This is a genomic window from Providencia xihuensis (genome assembly GCF_041953405.1).
Lineage (GTDB): Bacteria > Pseudomonadota > Gammaproteobacteria > Enterobacterales > Enterobacteriaceae > Providencia > Providencia vermicola.
The window spans coordinates 68,809-90,072 of sequence record NZ_CP169565.1; the positions used below are offsets into that span (position 1 = coordinate 68,809).

Annotated in this window: 15 protein-coding genes, 2 rRNA genes and 1 pseudogene; 7 read left to right on the forward strand and 11 right to left on the reverse strand. The window is 43.7% G+C overall.

What is annotated here, in order from left to right; all coding sequences use genetic code 11:
• Positions 1-52 precede the first annotated feature (52 nt).
• From ACE2AL_RS00285 to ACE2AL_RS00295, 3 genes are all read left to right on the forward strand, one after another.
• Positions 53-2,959 (forward strand): 23S ribosomal RNA (locus tag ACE2AL_RS00285).
• A gap of 153 nt (positions 2,960-3,112) precedes the next feature.
• Positions 3,113-3,228 (forward strand): 5S ribosomal RNA (gene rrf, locus ACE2AL_RS00290).
• Positions 3,229-4,290: 1,062 nt separating this feature from the next.
• On the forward strand, positions 4,291-4,719 hold the full coding sequence (locus ACE2AL_RS00295) for a hypothetical protein (RefSeq protein WP_375083818.1): 429 nt from the start codon (positions 4,291-4,293) through the stop codon (positions 4,717-4,719).
• Between the two features lie 193 nt (positions 4,720-4,912).
• Here ACE2AL_RS00295 and tnpA read toward each other — a convergent pair.
• From tnpA to acs, 4 genes and pseudogenes are all read right to left on the reverse strand, one after another.
• Positions 4,913-5,378 (reverse strand): annotated as a pseudogene (tnpA, locus tag ACE2AL_RS00300) (IS200/IS605 family transposase).
• Positions 5,379-5,454: 76 nt separating this feature from the next.
• Positions 5,455-7,104: a cation/acetate symporter ActP gene (actP, locus tag ACE2AL_RS00305; RefSeq protein WP_206085220.1), complete on the reverse strand. Its 1,650-nt coding sequence runs from the start codon at positions 7,102-7,104 to the stop codon at positions 5,455-5,457.
• Positions 7,101-7,412: a DUF485 domain-containing protein gene (locus tag ACE2AL_RS00310; RefSeq protein WP_206085219.1), complete on the reverse strand. Its 312-nt coding sequence runs from the start codon at positions 7,410-7,412 to the stop codon at positions 7,101-7,103. Before ACE2AL_RS00310 ends, actP begins: the two co-directional genes overlap by 4 nt.
• 195 nt (positions 7,413-7,607) lie before the next feature.
• A complete protein-coding gene (gene acs, locus ACE2AL_RS00315) occupies positions 7,608-9,563 on the reverse strand; it encodes an acetate--CoA ligase (RefSeq protein WP_272538843.1) in 1,956 nt (651 codons plus the stop codon).
• Between the two features lie 418 nt (positions 9,564-9,981).
• Between acs and sodA the strand changes: the two genes are divergently transcribed.
• Both sodA and yiiM read left to right on the forward strand, forming a co-directional pair.
• Positions 9,982-10,608, forward strand: coding sequence for a superoxide dismutase [Mn] (gene sodA / locus ACE2AL_RS00320; protein ID WP_206085217.1), 627 nt, complete (start codon positions 9,982-9,984; stop codon positions 10,606-10,608).
• A 142-nt stretch (positions 10,609-10,750) separates the two neighbouring features.
• Complete coding sequence (gene yiiM, locus ACE2AL_RS00325; protein WP_272538844.1) at positions 10,751-11,431, forward strand: 6-hydroxyaminopurine reductase; 681 nt, start codon at positions 10,751-10,753, stop codon at positions 11,429-11,431.
• On the opposite strand, the gene ACE2AL_RS00330 is transcribed toward yiiM, so the two are convergent.
• Together ACE2AL_RS00330 and ACE2AL_RS00335 are read right to left on the reverse strand one after the other, a co-directional pair.
• A complete protein-coding gene (locus ACE2AL_RS00330; protein ID WP_375083819.1) occupies positions 11,428-13,056 on the reverse strand; it encodes an ATP-binding cassette domain-containing protein in 1,629 nt (542 codons plus the stop codon). The genes yiiM and ACE2AL_RS00330 overlap by 4 nt on opposite strands.
• On the reverse strand, positions 13,049-14,734 hold the full coding sequence (locus ACE2AL_RS00335) for an ABC transporter ATP-binding protein (protein ID WP_375083820.1): 1,686 nt from the start codon (positions 14,732-14,734) through the stop codon (positions 13,049-13,051). Before ACE2AL_RS00335 ends, ACE2AL_RS00330 begins: the two co-directional genes overlap by 8 nt.
• 171 nt (positions 14,735-14,905) lie before the next feature.
• Between ACE2AL_RS00335 and ACE2AL_RS00340 the strand changes: the two genes are divergently transcribed.
• Positions 14,906-15,811 carry a LysR substrate-binding domain-containing protein gene (locus ACE2AL_RS00340; RefSeq protein WP_206085213.1) on the forward strand — a complete coding sequence of 302 codons (906 nt, stop codon included), beginning with the start codon at positions 14,906-14,908 and terminating at the stop codon, positions 15,809-15,811.
• Positions 15,812-15,854: 43 nt separating this feature from the next.
• On the opposite strand, the gene ACE2AL_RS00345 is transcribed toward ACE2AL_RS00340, so the two are convergent.
• Positions 15,855-16,730: a pirin family protein gene (locus tag ACE2AL_RS00345; protein WP_206085212.1), complete on the reverse strand. Its 876-nt coding sequence runs from the start codon at positions 16,728-16,730 to the stop codon at positions 15,855-15,857.
• 265 nt (positions 16,731-16,995) lie between these two features.
• Between ACE2AL_RS00345 and ACE2AL_RS00350 the strand changes: the two genes are divergently transcribed.
• Entirely contained in the window at positions 16,996-17,673 is a 678-nt protein-coding gene (locus ACE2AL_RS00350; RefSeq protein ID WP_375083821.1) for a hydrolase, read from the forward strand.
• Between the two features lie 206 nt (positions 17,674-17,879).
• Here ACE2AL_RS00350 and trpS read toward each other — a convergent pair whose 3' ends face one another.
• Genes trpS through dam form a run of 4 tightly spaced genes read right to left on the reverse strand, consistent with a single transcriptional unit; the run spans position 17,880 to position 21,223 of the window.
• Positions 17,880-18,923, reverse strand: a complete 1,044-nt coding sequence (trpS, locus tag ACE2AL_RS00355; protein ID WP_206085210.1) for a tryptophan--tRNA ligase — start codon at positions 18,921-18,923, stop codon at positions 17,880-17,882.
• Positions 18,924-18,941: 18 nt separating this feature from the next.
• Positions 18,942-19,634, reverse strand: a complete 693-nt coding sequence (locus tag ACE2AL_RS00360) for a phosphoglycolate phosphatase (RefSeq protein ID WP_206085209.1) — start codon at positions 19,632-19,634, stop codon at positions 18,942-18,944.
• The gene (gene rpe, locus ACE2AL_RS00365; RefSeq protein WP_206085208.1) at positions 19,631-20,305 is read right to left on the reverse strand and encodes a ribulose-phosphate 3-epimerase; all 675 of its coding nucleotides are present in this window, start codon (positions 20,303-20,305) and stop codon (positions 19,631-19,633) included. Before rpe ends, ACE2AL_RS00360 begins: the two co-directional genes overlap by 4 nt.
• A gap of 15 nt (positions 20,306-20,320) precedes the next feature.
• Entirely contained in the window at positions 20,321-21,223 is a 903-nt protein-coding gene (gene dam, locus ACE2AL_RS00370; protein ID WP_206085207.1) for an adenine-specific DNA-methyltransferase, read from the reverse strand.
• Between the last annotated feature and the right edge of the window lie 41 nt (positions 21,224-21,264).

Consider the following 21,264-nt stretch of genomic DNA (forward strand, 5'->3'; position numbering starts at 1 on the left):
CGAAATCATGAAGCACAGTCACTCGTTATCAGAAGACACCTTCGGGTTGTGAGGTTAAGCGACTAAGCGTACACGGTGGATGCCTAGGCAATCAGAGGCGATGAAGGACGTGCTAATCTGCGAAAAGCGTCGGTAAGGTGATATGAACCGTTATAACCGACGATATCCGAATGGGGAAACCCAGTGCAATTCGTTGCACTATCGTTTGATGAATACATAGTCAAACGAGGCGAACCGAGGGAACTGAAACATCTCAGTACCTCGAGGAAAAGAAATCAACCGAGATTCCCCTAGTAGCGGCGAGCGAACGGGGAGCAGCCCAGAGTCTTAATCAGCATTAGCATCAGGAGAACAGTCTGGAAAGGCTGGCAGTAAAGGGTGATAGCCCCGTATCCGAAGGTGTTAGTGTTGTGAACTCGACGAGTAGGGCGGGACACGTGTTATCCTGTCTGAATATGGGGGGACCATCCTCCAAGGCTAAATACTCCTGATTGACCGATAGTGAACCAGTACCGTGAGGGAAAGGCGAAAAGAACCCCGGCGAGGGGAGTGAAATAGAACCTGAAACCGTGTACGTACAAGCAGTGGGAGCACCCTTTAGGGTGTGACTGCGTACCTTTTGTATAATGGGTCAGCGACTTATATTCTGTAGCAAGGTTAACCGTATAGGGGAGCCGTAGGGAAACCGAGTCTTAACTGGGCGAATGAGTTGCAGGGTATAGACCCGAAACCCGGTGATCTAGCCATGGGCAGGTTGAAGGTTGGGTAACACTAACTGGAGGACCGAACCGACTAATGTTGAAAAATTAGCGGATGACTTGTGGCTGGGGGTGAAAGGCCAATCAAACCGGGAGATAGCTGGTTCTCCCCGAAAGCTATTTAGGTAGCGCCTCGTGAACTCATCTTCGGGGGTAGAGCACTGTTTCGACTAGGGGGTCATCCCGACTTACCAACTCGATGCAAACTACGAATACCGAAGAATGTTATCACGGGAGACACACGGCGGGTGCTAACGTTCGTCGTGAAGAGGGAAACAACCCAGACCGCCAGCTAAGGTCCCAAAGTCATAGTTAAGTGGGAAACGAAGTGGGAAGGCTCAGACAGCCAGGATGTTGGCTTAGAAGCAGCCATCATTTAAAGAAAGCGTAATAGCTCACTGGTCGAGTCGGCCTGCGCGGAAGATGTAACGGGGCTAAACTATGCACCGAAGCTGCGGCAGCGACATTTAGATGTTGTTGGGTAGGGGAGCGTTCTGTAAGCCTGTGAAGGTGTACTGTGAGGTATGCTGGAGGTATCAGAAGTGCGAATGCTGACATAAGTAACGATAATGCGGGTGAAAAACCCGCACGCCGGAAGACCAAGGGTTCCTGTCCAACGTTAATCGGGGCAGGGTGAGTCGACCCCTAAGGCGAGGCAGAAATGCGTAGTCGATGGGAAACGGGTTAATATTCCCGTACTGGTGATAATTGCGATGGGGGGACGGAGAAGGTTAGGCTGGCCGGGCGACGGTTGTCCCGGTTTAAGGATGTAGGCAGGTGAATTAGGCAAATCCGGTTCACTATATGCTGAGGTCTGATGACGAGTCACTACGGTGGCGAAGTAGCTCATACCCCGCTTCCAGGAAAAGCCTCTAAGCTCTAGATTATCATTAATCGTACCCCAAACCGACACAGGTGGTCAGGTAGAGAATACTCAGGCGCTTGAGAGAACTCGGGTGAAGGAACTAGGCAAAATGGTGCCGTAACTTCGGGAGAAGGCACGCTGGCATTAGGTGAAGTGGTTTACCCATGGAGCTGAAGCCAGTCGCAGATACCAGCTGGCTGCAACTGTTTATTAAAAACACAGCACTGTGCAAACACGAAAGTGGACGTATACGGTGTGACGCCTGCCCGGTGCTGGAAGGTTAATTGATGGGGTTATCCGTAAGGAGAAGCTCTTGATCGAAGCCCCAGTAAACGGCGGCCGTAACTATAACGGTCCTAAGGTAGCGAAATTCCTTGTCGGGTAAGTTCCGACCTGCACGAATGGCGTAATGATGGCCAGGCTGTCTCCACCCGAGACTCAGTGAAATTGAACTCGCTGTGAAGATGCAGTGTACCCGCGGCAAGACGGAAAGACCCCGTGAACCTTTACTATAGCTTGACACTGAACATTGAGCCTTGATGTGTAGGATAGGTGGGAGGCTTTGAAGCGTGGACGCCAGTCTGCGTGGAGCCAACCTTGAAATACCACCCTTTAATGTTTGATGTTCTAACGTTGCCCCGTTATCCGGGGTGCGGACAGTGTCTGGTGGGTAGTTTGACTGGGGCGGTCTCCTCCCAAAGAGTAACGGAGGAGCACGAAGGTTGGCTAAGCATGGTCGGACATCATGCGGTTAGTGCAAAGGCATAAGCCAGCTTGACTGCGAGAGTGACGGCTCGAGCAGGTACGAAAGTAGGTCTTAGTGATCCGGTGGTTCTGAATGGAAGGGCCATCGCTCAACGGATAAAAGGTACTCCGGGGATAACAGGCTGATACCGCCCAAGAGTTCATATCGACGGCGGTGTTTGGCACCTCGATGTCGGCTCATCACATCCTGGGGCTGAAGTAGGTCCCAAGGGTACGGCTGTTCGCCGTTTAAAGTGGTACGCGAGCTGGGTTTAGAACGTCGTGAGACAGTTCGGTCCCTATCTGCCGTGGGCGTTGGAAGATTGAAAGGGGCTGCTCCTAGTACGAGAGGACCGGAGTGGACGCACCACTGGTGTTCGGGTTGTCATGCCAATGGCATTGCCCGGTAGCTAAGTGCGGAAAAGATAACCGCTGAAAGCATCTAAGCGGGAAACTTGCCTTGAGATGAGTCTTCCCTGACCCTTTAAGGGTCCTAAAGGAACGTTTAAGACTAAGACGTTGATAGGTTGGGTGTGTAAGCGTAGCGATACGTTGAGCTAACCAATACTAATGAACCGTGAGGCTTAACCTGACAACACCGAAGGTGTTTTAGAGAGACGAGATAGTTTTCGAATGTGAGTGAGAAGCCGAAAGGTGAAGGACACAGCAGCTTGTTCAAGATTGAAGTTTGGGTTTAGCAAGATACCGAAAGTGTGTTGAGCTAAACGCGAACAAACCGAATTTGTCTGGCGGCAATAGCGCGGTGGTCCCACCTGACCCCATGCCGAACTCAGCAGTGAAACGCCGTAGCGCCGATGGTAGTGTGGGGTCTCCCCATGTGAGAGTAGGGAACTGCCAGACATTAAATTAGTGAAAAAGCCACCCATTGGGTGGCTTTTTTGCGTTTGGGGAAATAAAAATGACGCAGTTTACGGTGGTTGAGTCGTTCGGTATGCTTCGCTTTGTTTACTCTGCCCGCTATTTTTATGGTTGAAAGAGGAAGAGACTCAAAAGCCATAAGTTAATCAATAATCCACTCAGCAATTAACGTGTTTTTTGATGATACTGTGCTGCGTAAGTGGATTCGATAAAGATTAGCGGGGATTCCTATTGTTGGCTCTGTCTTTTTCAACGCTGGTAAAGTATGGAGATGAAGCGACAAAGCCCCTCGTCAGCTAGTTATAAGCCAATCAGTAGTTCACTTAGCAATTAATTTGTTATCTATAACTCTTTTTATCATCGTTAATCAATAATCGGCTTAGCAATTAACAGGGGTTATCACATTGCTTATTGTTCCCACGCTTTTATTCTGCTTTTTACCATTCAATTGATTGCGTCTATGCATAGATAGTCGCTATAGCGATAAATCTATTTATGGAGTAGGTAGGTTAAAAGATAGGTGGCTTTCATTTACGGCTACTTTTTATCTCATTAGTAATAGATAAATTATGATCTATTAAAAATAATAATGACTTAACGTAATTATCTGGCTTGTTTGTTCTGATCCCGTTATATAATATTTATCAATTTTATGGTTTTTATGGTTTTAATTAATAGGTCAGAAATGTCCATTTTTTAAACGGTAAAGCTATAAAAATCAATAAATAAAAGAATATTAATCAATTTTACTCATATGATAAAACCTTATTCTGTGAGCGAATATTGAGTAAAAAAGCAGGCAATTGTTTATTTTTTTATATAAAAATTGTTAAATTGATGTTTCATTTACTTGCATTTATACTGATTCAAAGTCGTTAATGGTGTATCTAGTTATCATGTTATCGATGAAGTTTGCTTATAAATGAAATTCTCAAAGGAAAGAAACTCGCGTTCTGATACGAAAGATAGACCGACTAAGCAAGTTATACCTTCTTATGCGTTGTATTTCTTGTAAACAAAACCTCTGTACCAAAGGTGGATCACATGAATAAAACAAAAAGCGCTAACCATAAAATTTTTGATCAAATCCTTTCTGTGAATAATCAGAAAGAGAAAGAATTTAACAATGGCCAAGATGGTGCAACGATTCTTTCTTTATTAGTGATGTTTTTTGTACCCTTTTTACTGCTAAATGCTGCGAGAGGCTTCCTTGGAATTGAGTATAGTTTTGCGTCCGTTGTGGGTATGTTAGCAATCAGTGGGATTATCACAGTAGCATTGTTTAAAATGCTAAAATTAGGTTCCCTATTTGCAGATAAACATGTTGTATTAGACCAATTACTTTCTCGTTATACGCCGAAAAATAAACAAGAATTCAAAAAATTACAAGAAGAGAGAAAAACAAATTCGGCTGAGTTTTATTCACTTGTAGAAAATTGGGCGGATGTAGAAAGACAACACTACGCAAGATAACAACGAATAACGAAAACAAAAATAAGTCCTTAAATATTATCAATATCCTTCTCTTCTCTATGTAGAAAGAAGGATTTTTTTTGCTTTGGTGAACTTACTATGGATTTTATTCAGGCTATAAACTTAAAGAGGTAAGGACAAAATTATAACCACCTACATAGAGGGTAGTTTGCTCTAGGCCTATAAAGGCTTGTTACCGACAGCGTCTAAATGACGCTTCTAGTTGTGTGTCTTTGTTACTTTGTCTTACCCTTGAGGGGTCTATATGCTCTTTCGTACTCAGTTTATCTGAGATTAAATCTGGCTTTTCTTGCTCTTTGATATACTTCTGAATTGTTGCTTCATTTAGCCCTACCGTACTTACATAGTAGCCTTCTGACCAAACTTCCTATTGCCAAATTGATATTTTAAATTCGCATGTCTATCAAAGATCATCAATGAACTTTTACCCTTCAAATACCCCATAAAGCTTGAAACACTTAGCTTAGGGGGATACTGACTAGCATATGAACATGATCTGGCATCAGATGGCCTTCGATTATTTCAACGCCTTTATACTTACAAAGGTCTCGTAAAATCTCACCTGCTCTTGAGCGAATATTATTAAAAATCACTTTCCGTCTGAATTTCGGCGAAAAGACAATATGGTATTTACACAGCCACTAAACTGGTTAAAGCCTTAAATAAAAAAACGGCTCGATATTCTGAGCCGTTTTGGGTGGCAATTAGGTGATGCTAGTGTGATTTACCTTGTTCGATACCCAAACCAATTTGTGAGCGAATAAACTGCTCTTTAAAGCGTTCTCTTTCCATTTTTCCTTGTTCTGAATTATCAGTCACAGAGAATAACCATGAAGCAATGAAAGCAACAGCCATGGAGAAAATAGCAGGGTATTCATAAGGATAGATTGGTTTTTCATGATGAAGGATACTGACCCAGATGGTTGGTCCTAAAATCATCAAGACAACCGCGGTAATTAACCCGAACCAACCGCCTGCTAATGCACCGCGAGTGGTGAGTTTGCGCCAGTACATGGACAGTAAAATAATCGGAAAGTTACAACTGGCTGCAATGGAAAATGCCAAACCAACCATGAAGGCAATGTTTTGTTTTTCAAACAAAATACCTAGGCCAATTGCAACAAAACCTAAGATCACGACTGTAATTTTTGAGACGCGTAATTCGTCTTTTTCGTCTGCTTTACCATTCTTCATTGCCATCGCATAAAGGTCATGAGATACCGCTGAAGCACCAGCAAGCGTTAAACCTGCAACAACCGCAAGGATAGTGGCGAAAGCAACTGCAGAAATAAAGCCAAGGAAGAAGTTACCACCAACGGCATCAGCAAGGTGAACTGCTGCCATATTGGTACCGCCAATCAGCGCGCCTGCTGCATCTTTAAATGCAGGGTTTGAGCTGACAAGGACAATCGCACCGAAACCAATAATGAAGGTTAATATGTAGAAGTAACCGATAAATCCTGTTGCATAGAACACGCTCTTACGGGCTTCTTTTGCATCACTAACTGTGAAGAAGCGCATAATAATATGAGGAAGACCTGCCGTACCGAACATCAAGGCTAAGCCGAGTGATAAAGCAGATATTGGGTCGGAAACGAGTCCTCCTGGGCTCATAATAGCAATGCCATTTTTATGAACGGCAACGGCTTCTTTAAATAAGGTATTAAAGTTAAAGCCGACGTGCTTCATGACCATTACTGCCATGAATGTGGCACCCGCTAATAATAAAATTGCTTTGATGATTTGTACCCATGTGGTCGCTAACATTCCACCAAACAGGACATATAGCACCATCAATATACCGACAATCACAACAGCAACATGGTAATTTAGACCGAATAATAATTCGATTAATTTACCTGCACCTACCATTTGGGCAATGAGATAGAGTGCGACGACGACCAGTGAGCCTACTGCAGATAAAATTCGAATCGGTCTTTGTTTTAGTCGATAGGATGCAACGTCTGCGAAAGTGTATCGACCTAAATTACGTAAGCGCTCAGCAATTAAGAATAGAATGATCGGCCAGCCAATTAAGAAACCAATTGAGTAGATCAGCCCATCATAACCAGAAGTATAAACCAGCGCAGAGATCCCTAAGAAGGAGGCGGCGGACATAAAGTCCCCAGCAATTGCCATCCCATTTTGGAAGCCTGTAATTTTCCCACCTGCTGTATAGTAATCAGAGCGAGAACGCGTTCTTTTCGACGCCCAATAAGTGATATATAACGTAAATCCGACGAACAACAAGAACATCACAATAGCTTGAATATTGACAGGCTGACGTTCAACATCCCCTGTCAATGCATCGGAAAATGCCATTGATGAGGTAAAAAAGAGAATGAGTGAGAGCAAAGATTTCATTTTTCTACCTCTTTTAAAATTTCGGTCGTTAAACGGTCGTATTCACCATTAGCACGGATAACGTATAGCCCAGTTAACACAAACGAAATGACGATCAGTCCAACACCCACAGGGATCCCCCTAGTGATATATGAACCTTCCGCAATTGGTGTACCTAACCAGCTAGGGTCAAAAGCGATAAGAAAAATAAAACCAACATACAGGACAAGCGTTATTACTGATAACAACCATGAAAAGCGACTACGTTTTCTAACCAGTTCTTTGAAGCGAGGGTTATCCTCTACCTTTTCGTAAGCAGTAGCATTCATCAGAGTTCTCCTCTGTTATACTCGTCATACTTCAAGTTGCAGCTTTGTTGACTTCACTCACTCACACGAGTCACATACTTATGTATGCTCCTCGTGATTTGTTCGCTTGTCGCCTAGCTGCACCTCGAATTATTTAGAGTAAACCATCTTGTTGGGATGTATGTAAGGCCGCCTCTATGAGTTGGCCTTTTGGCGTTATGACATACTCATAGACTGTTTTTCTTCGAGTAGTTTTTCGACAACACCTGGATCTGCCAGCGTGGAGGTGTCTCCAAAGTTGCTGGTGTCCCCTGATGCAATTTTTCGTAGGATACGGCGCATGATTTTACCAGAACGGGTTTTCGGCAAAGAATCCGTCCAGTGAAGAACATCTGGCGTTGCGATTGGGCCTATTTCTTTACGTACCCAATTACGAACTTCGGTGTACAGCTCAGGAGAGGGTTCAACTCCCGATATTAATGTGACATAGGCATAGATTGCCTGCCCTTTAATATTATGAGGGATACCAACCACAGCGGCCTCTGCTACTTTTGGATGTGAGACGAGGGCGGATTCAATCTCTGCGGTTCCTAAACGGTGACCTGAGATATTCAATACATCGTCAACGCGGCCTGTGATCCAGTAATAACCATCTTCATCACGACGAGCACCATCCCCACTAAAGTACATGCCTTTAAAGGTAGAGAAATAGGTTTGCTCGAAGCGTTCGTGATCGCCAAATAAAGTACGGGCTTGACCTGGCCATGAATCGACAATGACTAAGTTACCTTCGGTTGCCCCGTCGATAGGTTCACCGAGGTTATCCACGAGTGCAGGACGGACACCAAAGAAAGGTAATGTAGCGGAACCTGGTTTTAACATCGTTGCGCCTGGCAGCGGCGTGATCATAAAACCACCCGTTTCGGTTTGCCACCATGTATCGACCACAGGGCAACGGCTGTTACCAATTTTCTTGTAGAACCATTCCCATGCTTCAGGGTTAATTGGCTCGCCAACAGAACCAAGAATACGTAATGAACTACGGTCGGTACCTTCAATCGCTTTGTCGCCTTCCGCCATTAATGCACGGATAGCGGTTGGTGCGGTATAAAGAATATTGACTTGGTGCTTATCAACGACCTGACTCATTCGATTAACGGATGGGTAATTTGGCACACCCTCAAACATCACGGTTTTTGCGCCATTGGATAATGGCCCATAGAGTAAGTAGCTATGACCCGTTACCCAGCCTACATCCGCAGTACACCAGTAGACTTCACCTGGATGGTAGTCAAAGGTATATTTAAATGTGAGTGTGGCATAAACCAGATAACCGCCAGTGGTGTGAAGAACCCCTTTGGGTTTGCCTGTTGAGCCAGAGGTATACAGAATGAACAACGGATCTTCCGCGCTCATTTCCTCTGGTGGGCAATCAGCGCTAACGCCTTGAGTGACATCATGCCACCATAAGTCGCGTCCTTCTACCCAGCTTGGAACATTGCCTGTACGTTGGTAGACAATGACATTCGCAACAGTAGTGACTTGCGGGTTAGCTAGTGCGTCATCCACATTTTTCTTCAATGGAATCGCACGCCCTGCGCGTAAGCCTTCATCTGCGGTGATAATCAGCTTCGCTTTACAGTCAATAACGCGACCAGAGACCGCCTCAGGAGAGAAGCCCGCAAAAATGACTGTATGGATAGCACCAATACGTGCACACGCTAGCATGGCGACCGCCGCTTCGACGACCATTGGCATGTAAATCGCCACGACATCCCCTTTGCGGATGCCTTGTTTCTTTAAGACGTTCGCAAACTGGCTCACATCATGATGCAGTTCGCGGTAAGTGACATTTTTTGACGATGAAGGATCATCGCCTTCCCAAATAATCGCTACTTGATCGCCTTTTTCAGCCAGGTGGCGATCCAAGCAGTTTGCACTTAAATTTAAAGTGCCATCTTCAAACCAGCGGATATCAATATGACCAGGGTCAAAAGAGGTATTTTTGACACGGGTATATGGTTTAATCCAATCAACGATTTTTCCTTTTTCGCCCCAAAATCCTTCAGGGTCTTGAATCGAACGTCGGTACTCATCGTTATACTGTTGTTCTGTAATCAGGGCATTTTTTGCAATTTCAGCAGGAACGGGATGTTTAGTTATTTGAGTCATATTATTATCTCCTTGCAGATGTTAATACTATGTCAAAAAATAGTTAACTAAAGCACGAAATATAAATTTGTTTTTCTTTTGCGCGGAAGATCACGTATTAATTGTAATGAGATTTGCAGGATTATCATTTGATGCTAAATCCCATATTGAAATATTAACCTAAAAATATTGAAATTGTTGGATGTAAAGAAAAATAAATCGTGCAGATATTGGTATTAGTTACTGTATAAACTAATTCTCATAGGGAATGCAAAAGACCACAATTTTAACATGGGTTTGATAATGATTTTCATTAACAGTAAAATAACTATAATAGAAAGAAATTCACAAGGTGCGAAACTACGCAAGTGCCATACCCTATGAACCTTGTGGTGAAAATGAGAAACATAGTGGTATTTACGTCACTGGAGACAATAAAATGAGTTATACATTACCAGCTTTACCTTATGCTTATGATGCGTTGGAACCACATTTTGACAAGCAAACCATGGAAATCCACCACACTAAGCACCATCAAACCTATGTGACTAACACCAACACGGCGTTAGAAAAATTACCTGAATTAGCAGGTCTTGATATTGACGTTCTCATTCAAAAATTAGACCAAATTCCAGCTGATCAACGTACTTTTGTGCGTAACAATGCGGGTGGCCACTCAAACCACAGCATGTTCTGGAAAGGTTTGAAATTAAACACTGAATTAAAAGGCGACCTGAAAGCGGCTATCGAGCGTGATTTTGGTAGCGTTGATGCATTCAAAGAGCTATTTGAGAAAGCCGCAGCAACTCGCTTTGGTTCTGGTTGGGCGTGGCTGGTTCTGAAAGATGATGGTAAATTAGCCGTTGTATCAACTGCTAACCAAGACAGCCCATTAATGGGTGAAGCGATTTCTGGCGCTTCAGGCTACCCAATCATTGGTTTAGATGTGTGGGAACATGCATATTACCTGAAATTCCAAAACCGTCGTCCTGATTACATCAAAGCGTTCTGGTCAGTGGTTAACTGGGACGAAGCAGCGGCACGTTTTGCAGCAAAAGCTAAATAATTAGACTTTTTAATTAAGTCACAAGTGGGCGTAGCATCGATGGTGCTGCGCCTTTTTTATTTCCTGTCCATTTGATTGTTATCTCGATTGGCATTCTTTATGATAAGGGCTTCGTCACCAATTTATGTGGAGAGCGCCGCCCATGTCATTCTTACCCCAAGTCTTTATCGGTAAAGTCCAAGCAACGCAATCTTGCGGTCGAAGTGCGATTCATAAACATGCGGTAGATGGGTTATTGGCGTTGGGACAGCTTGGGTTAGAGGGCGATGAGCAAGCAGAAACACGTTTTCATGGCGGGCCTGATAGAGCGCTTTGCCACTATCCTCGTGACCATTATGAATTTTGGCTAAATGCGTATCCTGAACAAGACGATTTGTTTATGGCATCAACATTTGGTGAAAATATATCCACGATGGGAATGACCGAAGAGAATGTATTTATTGGCGATATCTATGCATGGGGAGATGCGCGAATTCAGGTTACTCAACCCCGCTCTCCTTGCTATAAGCTCAACGGCCTAACTGGTGTGGAAAACTTCGCTCAAATCATGCAAGACAACGGCCGTTGTGGGTGGTTATATCGCGTAATTAAAACGGGGAATGTCAGTGCTAATTCACCAATAACCCTATTGAGCCGCAACAGTGAGGTTTCAGTACAAGAGGCGATAATGATTGCATTTCACGCCCCTTATGATGAACAGCTATATCATAGACTCCTCAGTGCAGCGGGGTTATCTGCCAGTTGGAGCCTAACGATGCAAAACCGCCTCGATAATCATCGTATTGAAGAATTTAGCCACCGTTTATTTGGTAAACGGAGTTAGGAGTGACCGATAAATTGCTGGTACCAAGGCGTACCAGTCATAAGTTCCGTATGGCTGCCTTGAGCAATAATCTCTCCATCTTCCATATACACGATGTTATCTGCTAAACACGCAAGGTGAGGGTGATGGGTGACGACAATACGTGTTTGTTGTGTGGCCTGAGTAATGAGTTCAATCACTGACGCAGTATTGATGTTATCAAGGCTTGCTGTTGGTTCATCCATTAAAATGATGTCTGGATGGCGAAGAAGTAGCCGTGCAATACATAGGCGCTGTTTTTGCCCACCTGAAAGTGCCATACCACTCGCGCCGACGTCTCGGTTTAAAAAATCAGGAATATCCTCAAAATTTAACCGTGAAAGCAGAGTGTTAACCTCTCGGTCATCAATATTAGGCTCTTCTAATGTTAGGTTTTGGCGTACATTACCGCGAAATAGCGCGCTGTTTTGCAATAAAACCCCCCGCTTTGAACATAATGCTTCTTGGGATAACTCCATCAGGTTTTTATTACCGTAACTGACGGCACCCTGAGTCGGATCTTGCAGACGAGCGAGTAAGCTTAAGAGTGTGCTTTTCCCTGCGCCAGATGGGCCAACGATGGCTGTGAAAGTATTATGAGCAAAATTGACAGTAAGATTATTTAAAATTCGTTTCTTTTCATCATTATAGAAAGATAATTGGTGGCAACGGATATCGTTACTTTCAGGTGCAGGGGCTCGATAGGGAAACGTTAATTCAGGGGTAATCAATGCGGATTCGACCTGTTTAATCGATTGTTTTGCTTGTCTTACTGATTGATTTAAATGCGAAAGAAGCCAAAGAGGTTCAATAAACCGTGCTAATAACACCATCCCAGCTAACCATAAGCTCAATGGCATGTCACCCTGGTTCATTTCTTGAATACCTAAATAAAATAAAGCGATAAAAATGACTTGTATAGTGCCTGAAAATAGTAAATGGAATGGCAAACTTTGGCGCTGTAATTGTTTTTGTGTTTGGTACTGTGACGTTAATGCACAGGTGAGTTGTTGGTGTTGTCTCTGGCTTACCCCAGCTCGCCGGATTAGCGGCTGGTGGAGCGCAAATTGGTCGAGTTGGCGAATAACATCTTGTTCAGATGCATGGGTTTGTTGCTCAAAAAAAGCCATTTTTTGTCCGCAAAGGCGTAAGGTAAATAATAAAACCAACCCAACAAATAAAAGTATGCATCCAAAAATAGGTTGGTAGAGAAATACGCCTAATACGACAGTAAATGGCGTGATTAGTCCGCTAATTATGGGGTGCAATAAATGAGCGGGAACTGACATAATGTGTGAAACAGGCCCAGCCACTAGGTGATTGACATTTTTTATTGGCTGTAATGACAAGGGTAAGTGGCGAATTAACGCGTTAGCAAGGTAGCGCATCACTAATCCCCCCGCTAAATAGCCTTTTTGGGTGGCAATAAAGGTGATCATGACGGACATCAGACTGCATACCGTCAGTAAAGTCGTCGGTACTATGATGTCTGATGACCAACTGAAAATAACATATACCAGTAATAACCCGCAGATCCCATCTAAAATAGCCGCAAATACCATCCAAAAAATGGCGCTGCGCACCGTATACAATAAGGATTTAAGCATGGTTTTCCTCCAAAGCACGCAGTAATTGCTGATAATCCATTGATGTATTTGCTAAGTCTTCGTGGGTACCTTGGGCAATTAGCTGGCCTTCTTTCAGTAGCAAGACTCGATTAGCGAGGTTTAAGCTGCCTAGATGATGAGTCACTAATACGCAAGTTCTCGCGTCAGATTGCAGTAGTGACAATACTCGTTGAGCATTTTGTGGGTCTAATGCAGAGGTGGGTTCATCGAACAGCAATAATGGTGCAGGAGATAATAAAGCTCGGGCAATGGCGAGCCGCTGAGATTCTCCTCCCGATAACAGCATCTCTTTTCCAATCACACTATCGAGGCCTTTAGGGGATTGTTGCACCAGCGGCAATAAATTGAGGGCTTCAAGGTAGTGGTTCATGTCACTTTCTGTGGCGTGAGGGGCGAAAAGCTGTAAGTTTTCCCTTAGTGAGCAGGGCATTGGCTGCGGGTTTTGCATTACAATGGCAACTTGTTGATTTAACGCGGTTAACGAGAGTTCAGGTAACGGTATTTGGTTAAATAAAACAGTACCTTGTGAAGGGTCTAAAAAACGAGCCATGAGCTGTAATAATGTACTTTTTCCTGCACCCGAAGGCCCGACTATCGTGATGAGTTCACCATTAGCAATATCGATATCAACTTGAGATAAAAGGGTTTTGTCACTAAGTACAACGCTAACTTGAGTCAGTTGGAGGTGGCAAGCTATAGTATCGAGCGTTTTTTTGCCGTAGTGCATTTCAGGCTCATTCAATAATTTTTCAATACGTTGTGAGGCACTGACCGCAAGGTTTAATGCATCAGCACCGTGCCCCATAGCTGCAACGGGTGTAGCTATGCTTTGTATTAATAAAATAAATAGAATAACTTGCGCGAGTGAAATGGGGCTGGGAAGCAATATCGCCCCCAAAATAACCCAGAAAGACAGTAAGGTGGCACTGATACCGATTTGGGTGAGTGAACTTAATGCACCAATTTTACCAATCCAACGCATAAAAGCGGTTTCAAAATCTTTCAGTGCGAGTGATGCTCGTTTTTGTATCCCTTGGTTTGGGTATTGCCTAGCGAGTAAAGGGTTATCGGCTAATTCAGCATATTGGCTATAGAGGTGCCTTATGGTTTCATTGCGAGCGGTATATAAGTGTTGGTAGCGTGGTGCTTGCATTGCGCGGAACAAAAAAACTGCGACAACTAAAGGGATAAGGCAAAAAAGTGTGAGTAATACGTTTTGCCAGAGCAAAATGAGTATGGCAACAACGGGTACGATCATCAGTTTGGTGAGATCGGCAGGCGCGTGAGCCGTTAATTGGTGGAGATAGCGCATATCACGGTCAATCACCTGTGAAATACCCTCTCTCCCTTGCTGGGTGAAGTGATTTAAGGGTAATTTTCCTATTTTATCAATTAGTTGTAATTGAAGCTGGTGGCACAAACGGTTGTCTGTTTGGTGAGTGAGGTACATGGCGAGCGTTTGGCAAATTAACCAGCTTATTCCCCCAATGCAGGCGATAATGACCCAGTGGATATATTGATGAACGGGTGATACGGCAATTTGGCTGATGGCTACCCATGGTATGAGAGAGCAAAGACCTGCGATGGCTTGTAAAATCACAGCAACCAGTAAAATTGAGCGGTAGGGACGAAGCAATGTCCAAAGTGCGCGGTACATACAAACCTCCATAGCGAATCTATCACTGTAATTTATTTAGCTTTATTTAAGGGATTTAGTTGTTTTGCTGACCAGACTATTTGTTTTGTTTGCAGGGCAGAAAAGAGTGACGTTTCCTGTGTTTTGAGTAAGATAACGAAATGACATCGCAAGAGGATTGGGGAAAGTAAGATGCAATATGATTTAAATGACCTCTATTACTACGTCAAAGTGGTCGAACATGGCGGCTTTTCCCAAGCAGGTTTAGCATTAGGGATCCCAAAATCCAAGCTGAGCCGACGTATTGCCGATTTAGAACAAAAGCTCAATGTTTCATTAATTTACCGGTCTACTCGCCAGTTTCATGTCACGGAAGTGGGGCAAGTTTTTTATCAACAGTGTAAAAATGTGGTGGATGAAGCGGAAGTTGCCCATGAATTGATTTGTTCTGTTCAGTCACACCCTAAAGGCACGATAAAGCTATCGTGCCCAGTTGCGTTATTACAAGTTTATCTCAACGAATTACTTATTGATTTTATGGTGCAATACCCTGATATCGATATACAGATTTTAGCCGTTAACCGCCCCGTCGATGTCATTAGTGAAGGGCTGGATTTAGCCCTTCGCGTGCGTTCATTACCGTTAGATGATTCAGGACTAATGATGAAAGTATTGGGGTATTCACGGCGAATATTGGTGGCTAGTCCACAATTATTTGCAGAGCAAGGTGCACCCGTTGAGCCTGAAAAGCTGGTGGATTACCCTATTTTGGCGAATACAGAACATTCACAGAATTACACACTGACCTTAAAAAATAGCGATGATCTCAGCTTTACGCAGCATTTCACCCCTAAATTGGCCACAACTGACGTGTTGACCTTGTACCGTGCGGCGTTGAAAGGTGTTGGTATTGCGAGATTACCTTATGGGGTGGTGGAAAAGGAAATTGCGTCGGGGGAGCTGGTGGAAGTGTTGCCTGAATGGCGTTTCCCTGAAGATATTATTCATGCGGTTTATCCGTCACGTAAAGGGTTACTGCCATCAATCCAATTATTATTAAATTATTTAGCAGATAATATTTCACCGTTAGTGAAATAAAAATCCCCCGATAGCCTAGTGCTACCGAGGGATAATGCGTTATTTATTGCGTTTCAGGAATACGACCAAATTTACCACTGTTGAAGTCATTTACCGCTTCATTAATTTCTTCCATGCTATTCATAACAAATGGGCCATAACCAACAACAGGTTCATCAATAGGGTCGCCGCTTAATAGCAACACCAATGCGTCTTCTGTTGCTTCTAACACAATGTTGCTCTGCGTATCATCAAGGATCATCAGCTCGCCTTCATTTAAGGCAGAACGCCCATCAACAAATATCGAGCCACGTAGCATCACTAATCCTACATTACGACCAGATTTAGTCTGAATACCAACTGTTTTGCCTTTATTGAGCTGTAAATCCCAGACATCTAATGGGGTAAAGGTTTTTGCTGCCCCTTTATGACCTAAGTAATCCCCTGCGATAACGCGCAGTGTGCCTGCGTCATTGGGCAGCGTGACGTTCGGCATCGTTTGGCTTTCCAGTAGCTGGTAGCCAGGTGCGGCAGATTTGTCTTTTGCAGGCAAATTGACCCACAATTGCACCATATCAAGGGTACCGCCTTTTTTCATAAAGTCATCAGACTGGTATTCTTGGTGCAAAATACCCGATGCTGCCGTCATCCACTGAACATCCCCTGGGCCAATGACGCCACCTTCCCCCGTAGAATCGTGGTGAGCGACTTCCCCATCATAGACAATCGTGACCGTTTCAAACCCACGGTGTGGGTGTTCACCGACGCCACGATTCGCGGCATCTGAGCTTGGGAATGCAAATGGCCCTGCTCTATCGAGTAGTAAGAAAGGGTTTAGGTATTTCCCGTGGTTGCTGTAGCTAAACATTGAGCGAACAGGGAAACCATCACCAACCCAATGGCTCCGTGGAGATTGATAGATGCCAATAATTTTTTTCATGGTGAGACTCCTAATTCTGTTTTGATGAGCCAATCATAAAGCAGTGGTAAAACGTCGAGTAGTAGCAAAAATAGGTTTCATTGTTCTAATAAAGGAACAATTAGGGTTAGGAGTATTGTTCTATTTATAGAATAGTGTTTATCAAAACTCGGACTACTCAGCCTAAAATCGATGAATTAATCTAAATAACACGAAAAAAGAGCGAGTATCGTTCTATTTTTCATTCTAAATAGATTTCTTACTTCATCGATTGAGAGGCTTTATTATGAGTATTCCAGCGAATTTTAATGGTCAGCGTCCTGTTATTAACCCAGATGATGCAGTGATGTTATTAATTGATCACCAAAGCGGGCTTTTTCAAACTGTCGGTGATATGCCGATGACTGAATTGCGTGCTCGCGCCGCGGTTCTTGCCAAAATGGCTTCACTGGCAAAAATTCCAGTGATTACTACGGCTTCTGTACCACAAGGCCCAAATGGTCCTCTGATCCCTGAAATTCACCAAAATGCACCACATGCCCAATATATTGCGCGTCGTGGTGAAATCAATGCGTGGGACAACCCTGAATTTGTTGCAGCTGTGAAAGTGACAGGCAAAAAACAGCTGATAATTGCAGGCACCATCACCAGTGTTTGTATGGCTTTCCCTGCTATTAGTGCAGTGATGGATGGCTATCAAGTTTTTGTTGTGATTGATGCATCAGGCACTTACAGCAAAATGGCGCAAGAAATTACGTTAGCGCGCGTGGTTCAAGCAGGTGTAGTACCGATGGATACGGCGGCAGTTGCATCTGAGTTGCAAGGAACTTGGAACCGTGAAGACGCGGCGGAATGGGCGATGGCGTACACACAAATTTTCCCTGCTTATCAATTGCTGATCGAAAGCTACAGCAAAGCGCAGGACGTTTTGAAAAATAATGAACAATTAGATTCAGAACGTTAGTGCGCCACATTTAGCTTACAAAATTAAATCAGCCCGCCTTTATGAATGATAAAGGCGGGCTATTTGCAATTGTATTCGACCTTTAATCTGTCGAAGTTGTGTAATAAGCACATCATTAATTTCATAAATATCTAATGATGTATTTAATGCGCTTATAAACATGGGGGAATAGTTTCCCCCATTGATCCCGATTTAAACGGTGAATACTACAGCTGAGGACGTTTTACAAAGCCAATCGCTTCGTACACTTTGTCCAAGGTTTCCTGTGCACGAGCAGCGGCTTTGGTGGCACCTTCATCCATAATTTGGTTCAGCAATGCTTCGTTATCACGGAACTCATGGTAACGCGCCTGTAAGCCTGTCAGCATCTCAGATACCGCTTCTGCAACGGCACCTTTAAGATGACCGTACATTTGACCTTCAAATTCTGCCTCTAATTCTGCAATTTTCTTACCTGTCACACCAGCCATGATATCTAGCAAGTTGGAAACACCAGGTTTGTTTTCTAAATCATAACGAATGCGAGGCGGCTCTTCAGAGTCTGTCATGGCACGTTTGATTTTCTTCACAACCGATTTTGGGTCTTCAAGTAGTGCAATGACGTTATTGCGGTTGTCATCAGACTTGGACATTTTCTTGGTGGGATCTTGCAGTGCCATGACACGTGCACCGCCACCTGTTGGGATGAACGGATCTGGAACTGTGAAAATATCACCATAAATGGCATTGAAACGCTGTGCGATATCGCGGCTCAGTTCGAGGTGCTGTTTCTGGTCGATACCAACAGGTACTTGATTAGTTTGGTAAATCAAAATGTCCGCCGCCATCAATACGGGGTAATCAAATAAACCTGCGTTGATGTTTTCGGCATGGCGCGCTGATTTGTCTTTGAACTGCGTCATACGGCTTAATTCGCCGAAATAAGTGTAGCAATTCAGTGCCCAGCTGAGCTGTGCGTGTTGTGGCACATGGGACTGCACGAAAATAGTACTTTTTTTCGGGTCAATGCCACAGGCTAAATAGAGCGCAAGGGTATCGAGGGTTCTTTTACGCAGTTCGACTGGGTCTTGGCGAACGGTGATTGCGTGTTGGTCAACGATACAGTAAATGCAGTCAAAATCATCTTGCATCTGTACCCACTGACGTAATGCACCCATGTAGTTACCGATGGTTAATTCACCGGAAGGCTGTGCGCCGCTGAATACGATAGGTTTCTGGGATTGCTTTAGTTTTTCAGTGGGAGTGCTCATTTTAAATTATGTCCTTGCTTATTTTATTTCAGATAAACCGATTGCAGGTAATAGGCCTGAAAAATGGGTTAACACGCAGTCAGGTTCAGTCAATGCAATAGATTCACCATAGTTATAACCGTAGGTCAGACCGACACACGGGCATTCAGCGTTTCGCGCTGCGATAATATCATTACGGGAATCACCGACAAAAAGCAATTCTTCTTTGCGTAAACCGAAAATCCCCATTGTTAAATAAAGGGGAGCAGGGTGCGGTTTTAAGGCTTTAACATCATCGCTGCCTAGCACAAGGGAGAAATAGTGGTCGATATTCAGTTTTTTTAGCAGTGGGGCAATGAAGGGAGTTGCTTTGTTTGTCACAATTCCCATTGGTAGCCCATGTTTTGCCAACTGTTCGAGCGTTTCTCTGACTTCAGGAAACAACTCGCTGCCTGTTGTGACAGACACAGCATAATATTTATCAAAGCTTTGGCGAGCTTGTTTTTGCAAATCAGGGGTGATGGTGGCATTAGCCCAAGTGAGCGCCCGTTCAACTAAGACATCGACACCATTACCAACCCAAACTGAGACGCGTTCTTTGCCCGCAGGGGGGAAACCAAAATCGTTTAGCATGTTGTCGATGGCTTCTGCTAAGCCACCCGCACTGTCAACAAGGGTTCCATCTAAATCAAAAGCAACGGCTTTGATATTCTCTAATACAACTTGAGTCATTGAGATACCTTTTGTAATTCAACACGCATTGCATCGATAACGGTTTTGTAATCTGGTTGATCGAAAATAGCCGAGCCTGCGACAAACGTGTCGGCACCCGCTGCGGCAATCTCTGCGATATTATTCACTTTCACTCCGCCATCGACTTCCAAACGAATATCATAACCACTTTCATCAATTAATTTACGGACTTGGCGCAATTTATTGAGGGTTTGTGGGATAAAGGATTGGCCACCAAAGCCCGGGTTAACCGACATCAGTAAAATCATGTCTACTTTGTCCATTACATAATCAAGGTAGCTCAGAGGGGTTGCTGGATTAAATACCAGGCCCGCTGTACAGCCGCTTTCTCTGATTAATTGCAATGAACGGTCAACGTGATCGCTGGCTTCAGGGTGAAAGCTAATGTGTGTTGCTCCTGCTTTTGCGAAATCAGGAATGATTCTGTCGACAGGTTTTACCATCAAATGCACATCAATTGGTGCGGTAATACCGTAATCACGCAATGCCTTACAAATCGGCGCACCAAAAGTCAGATTAGGAACATAATGGTTATCCATAACATCAAAATGCACGATATCTGCACCTGCCGCGAGAACCTTGGCGGTATCTTCGCCTAAACGGGCAAAGTCAGCAGATAAAATAGATGGGGCAATGAGGAAGTTTTTCATTATTGTCTCCGAGTATTAGTCGTTATCTGAGAGCCATTCAGCGCTAGGTACAGGTTGTTGCGTTTTTTTCTTATTCGTTTTTCTAGGAGAAAGGCTATTAAGTTCATTCGTATATAAAGCCAGTAATTCATTGACTTTACTACGGTTTAATATATTTCTACTAATGGTGCGACGTACTTTAACAATATGTAATTGAGCTTGATGATACCACTCTCTGGTTGAGGGGGTATCATGATTTGATATCAACACAGGGATTTTGCTTTCTGTTGATAGTTTATGTGCCAAAATCGCCAAATTTTGTTGTTCTAGCGCACTAAATGAATTGGTGTGGTAAGCCGTAAAATTAGCGGTCTCAGACAGTGGTGCATAAGGGGGATCGCAATATATGACGGAGCCCTCCCTTGCATTTAACAAGGTTTCACCATAGTGCTGGGTGATAAAGGTGGCTTGTTGCGCTTTTTCGGCAAACCACAAAAGTTCTTCTTTGGGGAAGTAGGGTTTTTTATAGCGGCCAAAAGGCACGTTAAATTCACCCTTTGAATTATAACGGCATAAACCATTATAACAGTGGCGATTTAAGTATAAAAAAAGCACGCTGCGCTTTTCCGTATCATCGGAGTTATTAAACGCTTCGCGCATCAAATAATACTGTTCTGAGGTATTAAATTCAGGTGTGAAGATGCGCTGGGCTTCTTCAATAAAAAAGTCAGTTCGGTGTTTAACTGTATTATAGAGATTGATGAGGTCACTGTTGATGTCTGCCAGTATGTATGAATTATAACTGGTATTCAAAAACACTGACCCTGCACCAACAAAAGGCTCAATTAAGCAATCGCCTAGTGGAAGGTGTTTTTTAATTTCTTCCACTAGGGGGTATTTACCCCCAGCCCATTTTAAAAAAGCGCGTTTTTTTTTCATGCCGTCTTATTATTACAATCGTTTAGAGTAACTGCATTTCT

Coding starts and splice junctions, on each gene's coding strand:
- ACE2AL_RS00295 (WP_375083818.1), top strand. CDS start 4,291: ATGAATAAAACAAAAAGCGCTAACCATAAAATTTTTGATCAAATCCTT.
- actP (WP_206085220.1), bottom strand. CDS start 7,104: ATGAAATCTTTGCTCTCACTCATTCTCTTTTTTACCTCATCAATGGCA.
- ACE2AL_RS00310 (WP_206085219.1), bottom strand. CDS start 7,412: ATGAATGCTACTGCTTACGAAAAGGTAGAGGATAACCCTCGCTTCAAA.
- acs (WP_272538843.1), bottom strand. CDS start 9,563: ATGACTCAAATAACTAAACATCCCGTTCCTGCTGAAATTGCAAAAAAT.
- sodA (WP_206085217.1), top strand. CDS start 9,982: ATGAGTTATACATTACCAGCTTTACCTTATGCTTATGATGCGTTGGAA.
- yiiM (WP_272538844.1), top strand. CDS start 10,751: ATGTCATTCTTACCCCAAGTCTTTATCGGTAAAGTCCAAGCAACGCAA.
- ACE2AL_RS00330 (WP_375083819.1), bottom strand. CDS start 13,056: ATGCTTAAATCCTTATTGTATACGGTGCGCAGCGCCATTTTTTGGATG.
- ACE2AL_RS00335 (WP_375083820.1), bottom strand. CDS start 14,734: ATGTACCGCGCACTTTGGACATTGCTTCGTCCCTACCGCTCAATTTTA.
- ACE2AL_RS00340 (WP_206085213.1), top strand. CDS start 14,906: ATGCAATATGATTTAAATGACCTCTATTACTACGTCAAAGTGGTCGAA.
- ACE2AL_RS00345 (WP_206085212.1), bottom strand. CDS start 16,730: ATGAAAAAAATTATTGGCATCTATCAATCTCCACGGAGCCATTGGGTT.
- ACE2AL_RS00350 (WP_375083821.1), top strand. CDS start 16,996: ATGAGTATTCCAGCGAATTTTAATGGTCAGCGTCCTGTTATTAACCCA.
- trpS (WP_206085210.1), bottom strand. CDS start 18,923: ATGAGCACTCCCACTGAAAAACTAAAGCAATCCCAGAAACCTATCGTA.
- ACE2AL_RS00360 (WP_206085209.1), bottom strand. CDS start 19,634: ATGACTCAAGTTGTATTAGAGAATATCAAAGCCGTTGCTTTTGATTTA.
- rpe (WP_206085208.1), bottom strand. CDS start 20,305: ATGAAAAACTTCCTCATTGCCCCATCTATTTTATCTGCTGACTTTGCC.
- dam (WP_206085207.1), bottom strand. CDS start 21,223: ATGAAAAAAAAACGCGCTTTTTTAAAATGGGCTGGGGGTAAATACCCC.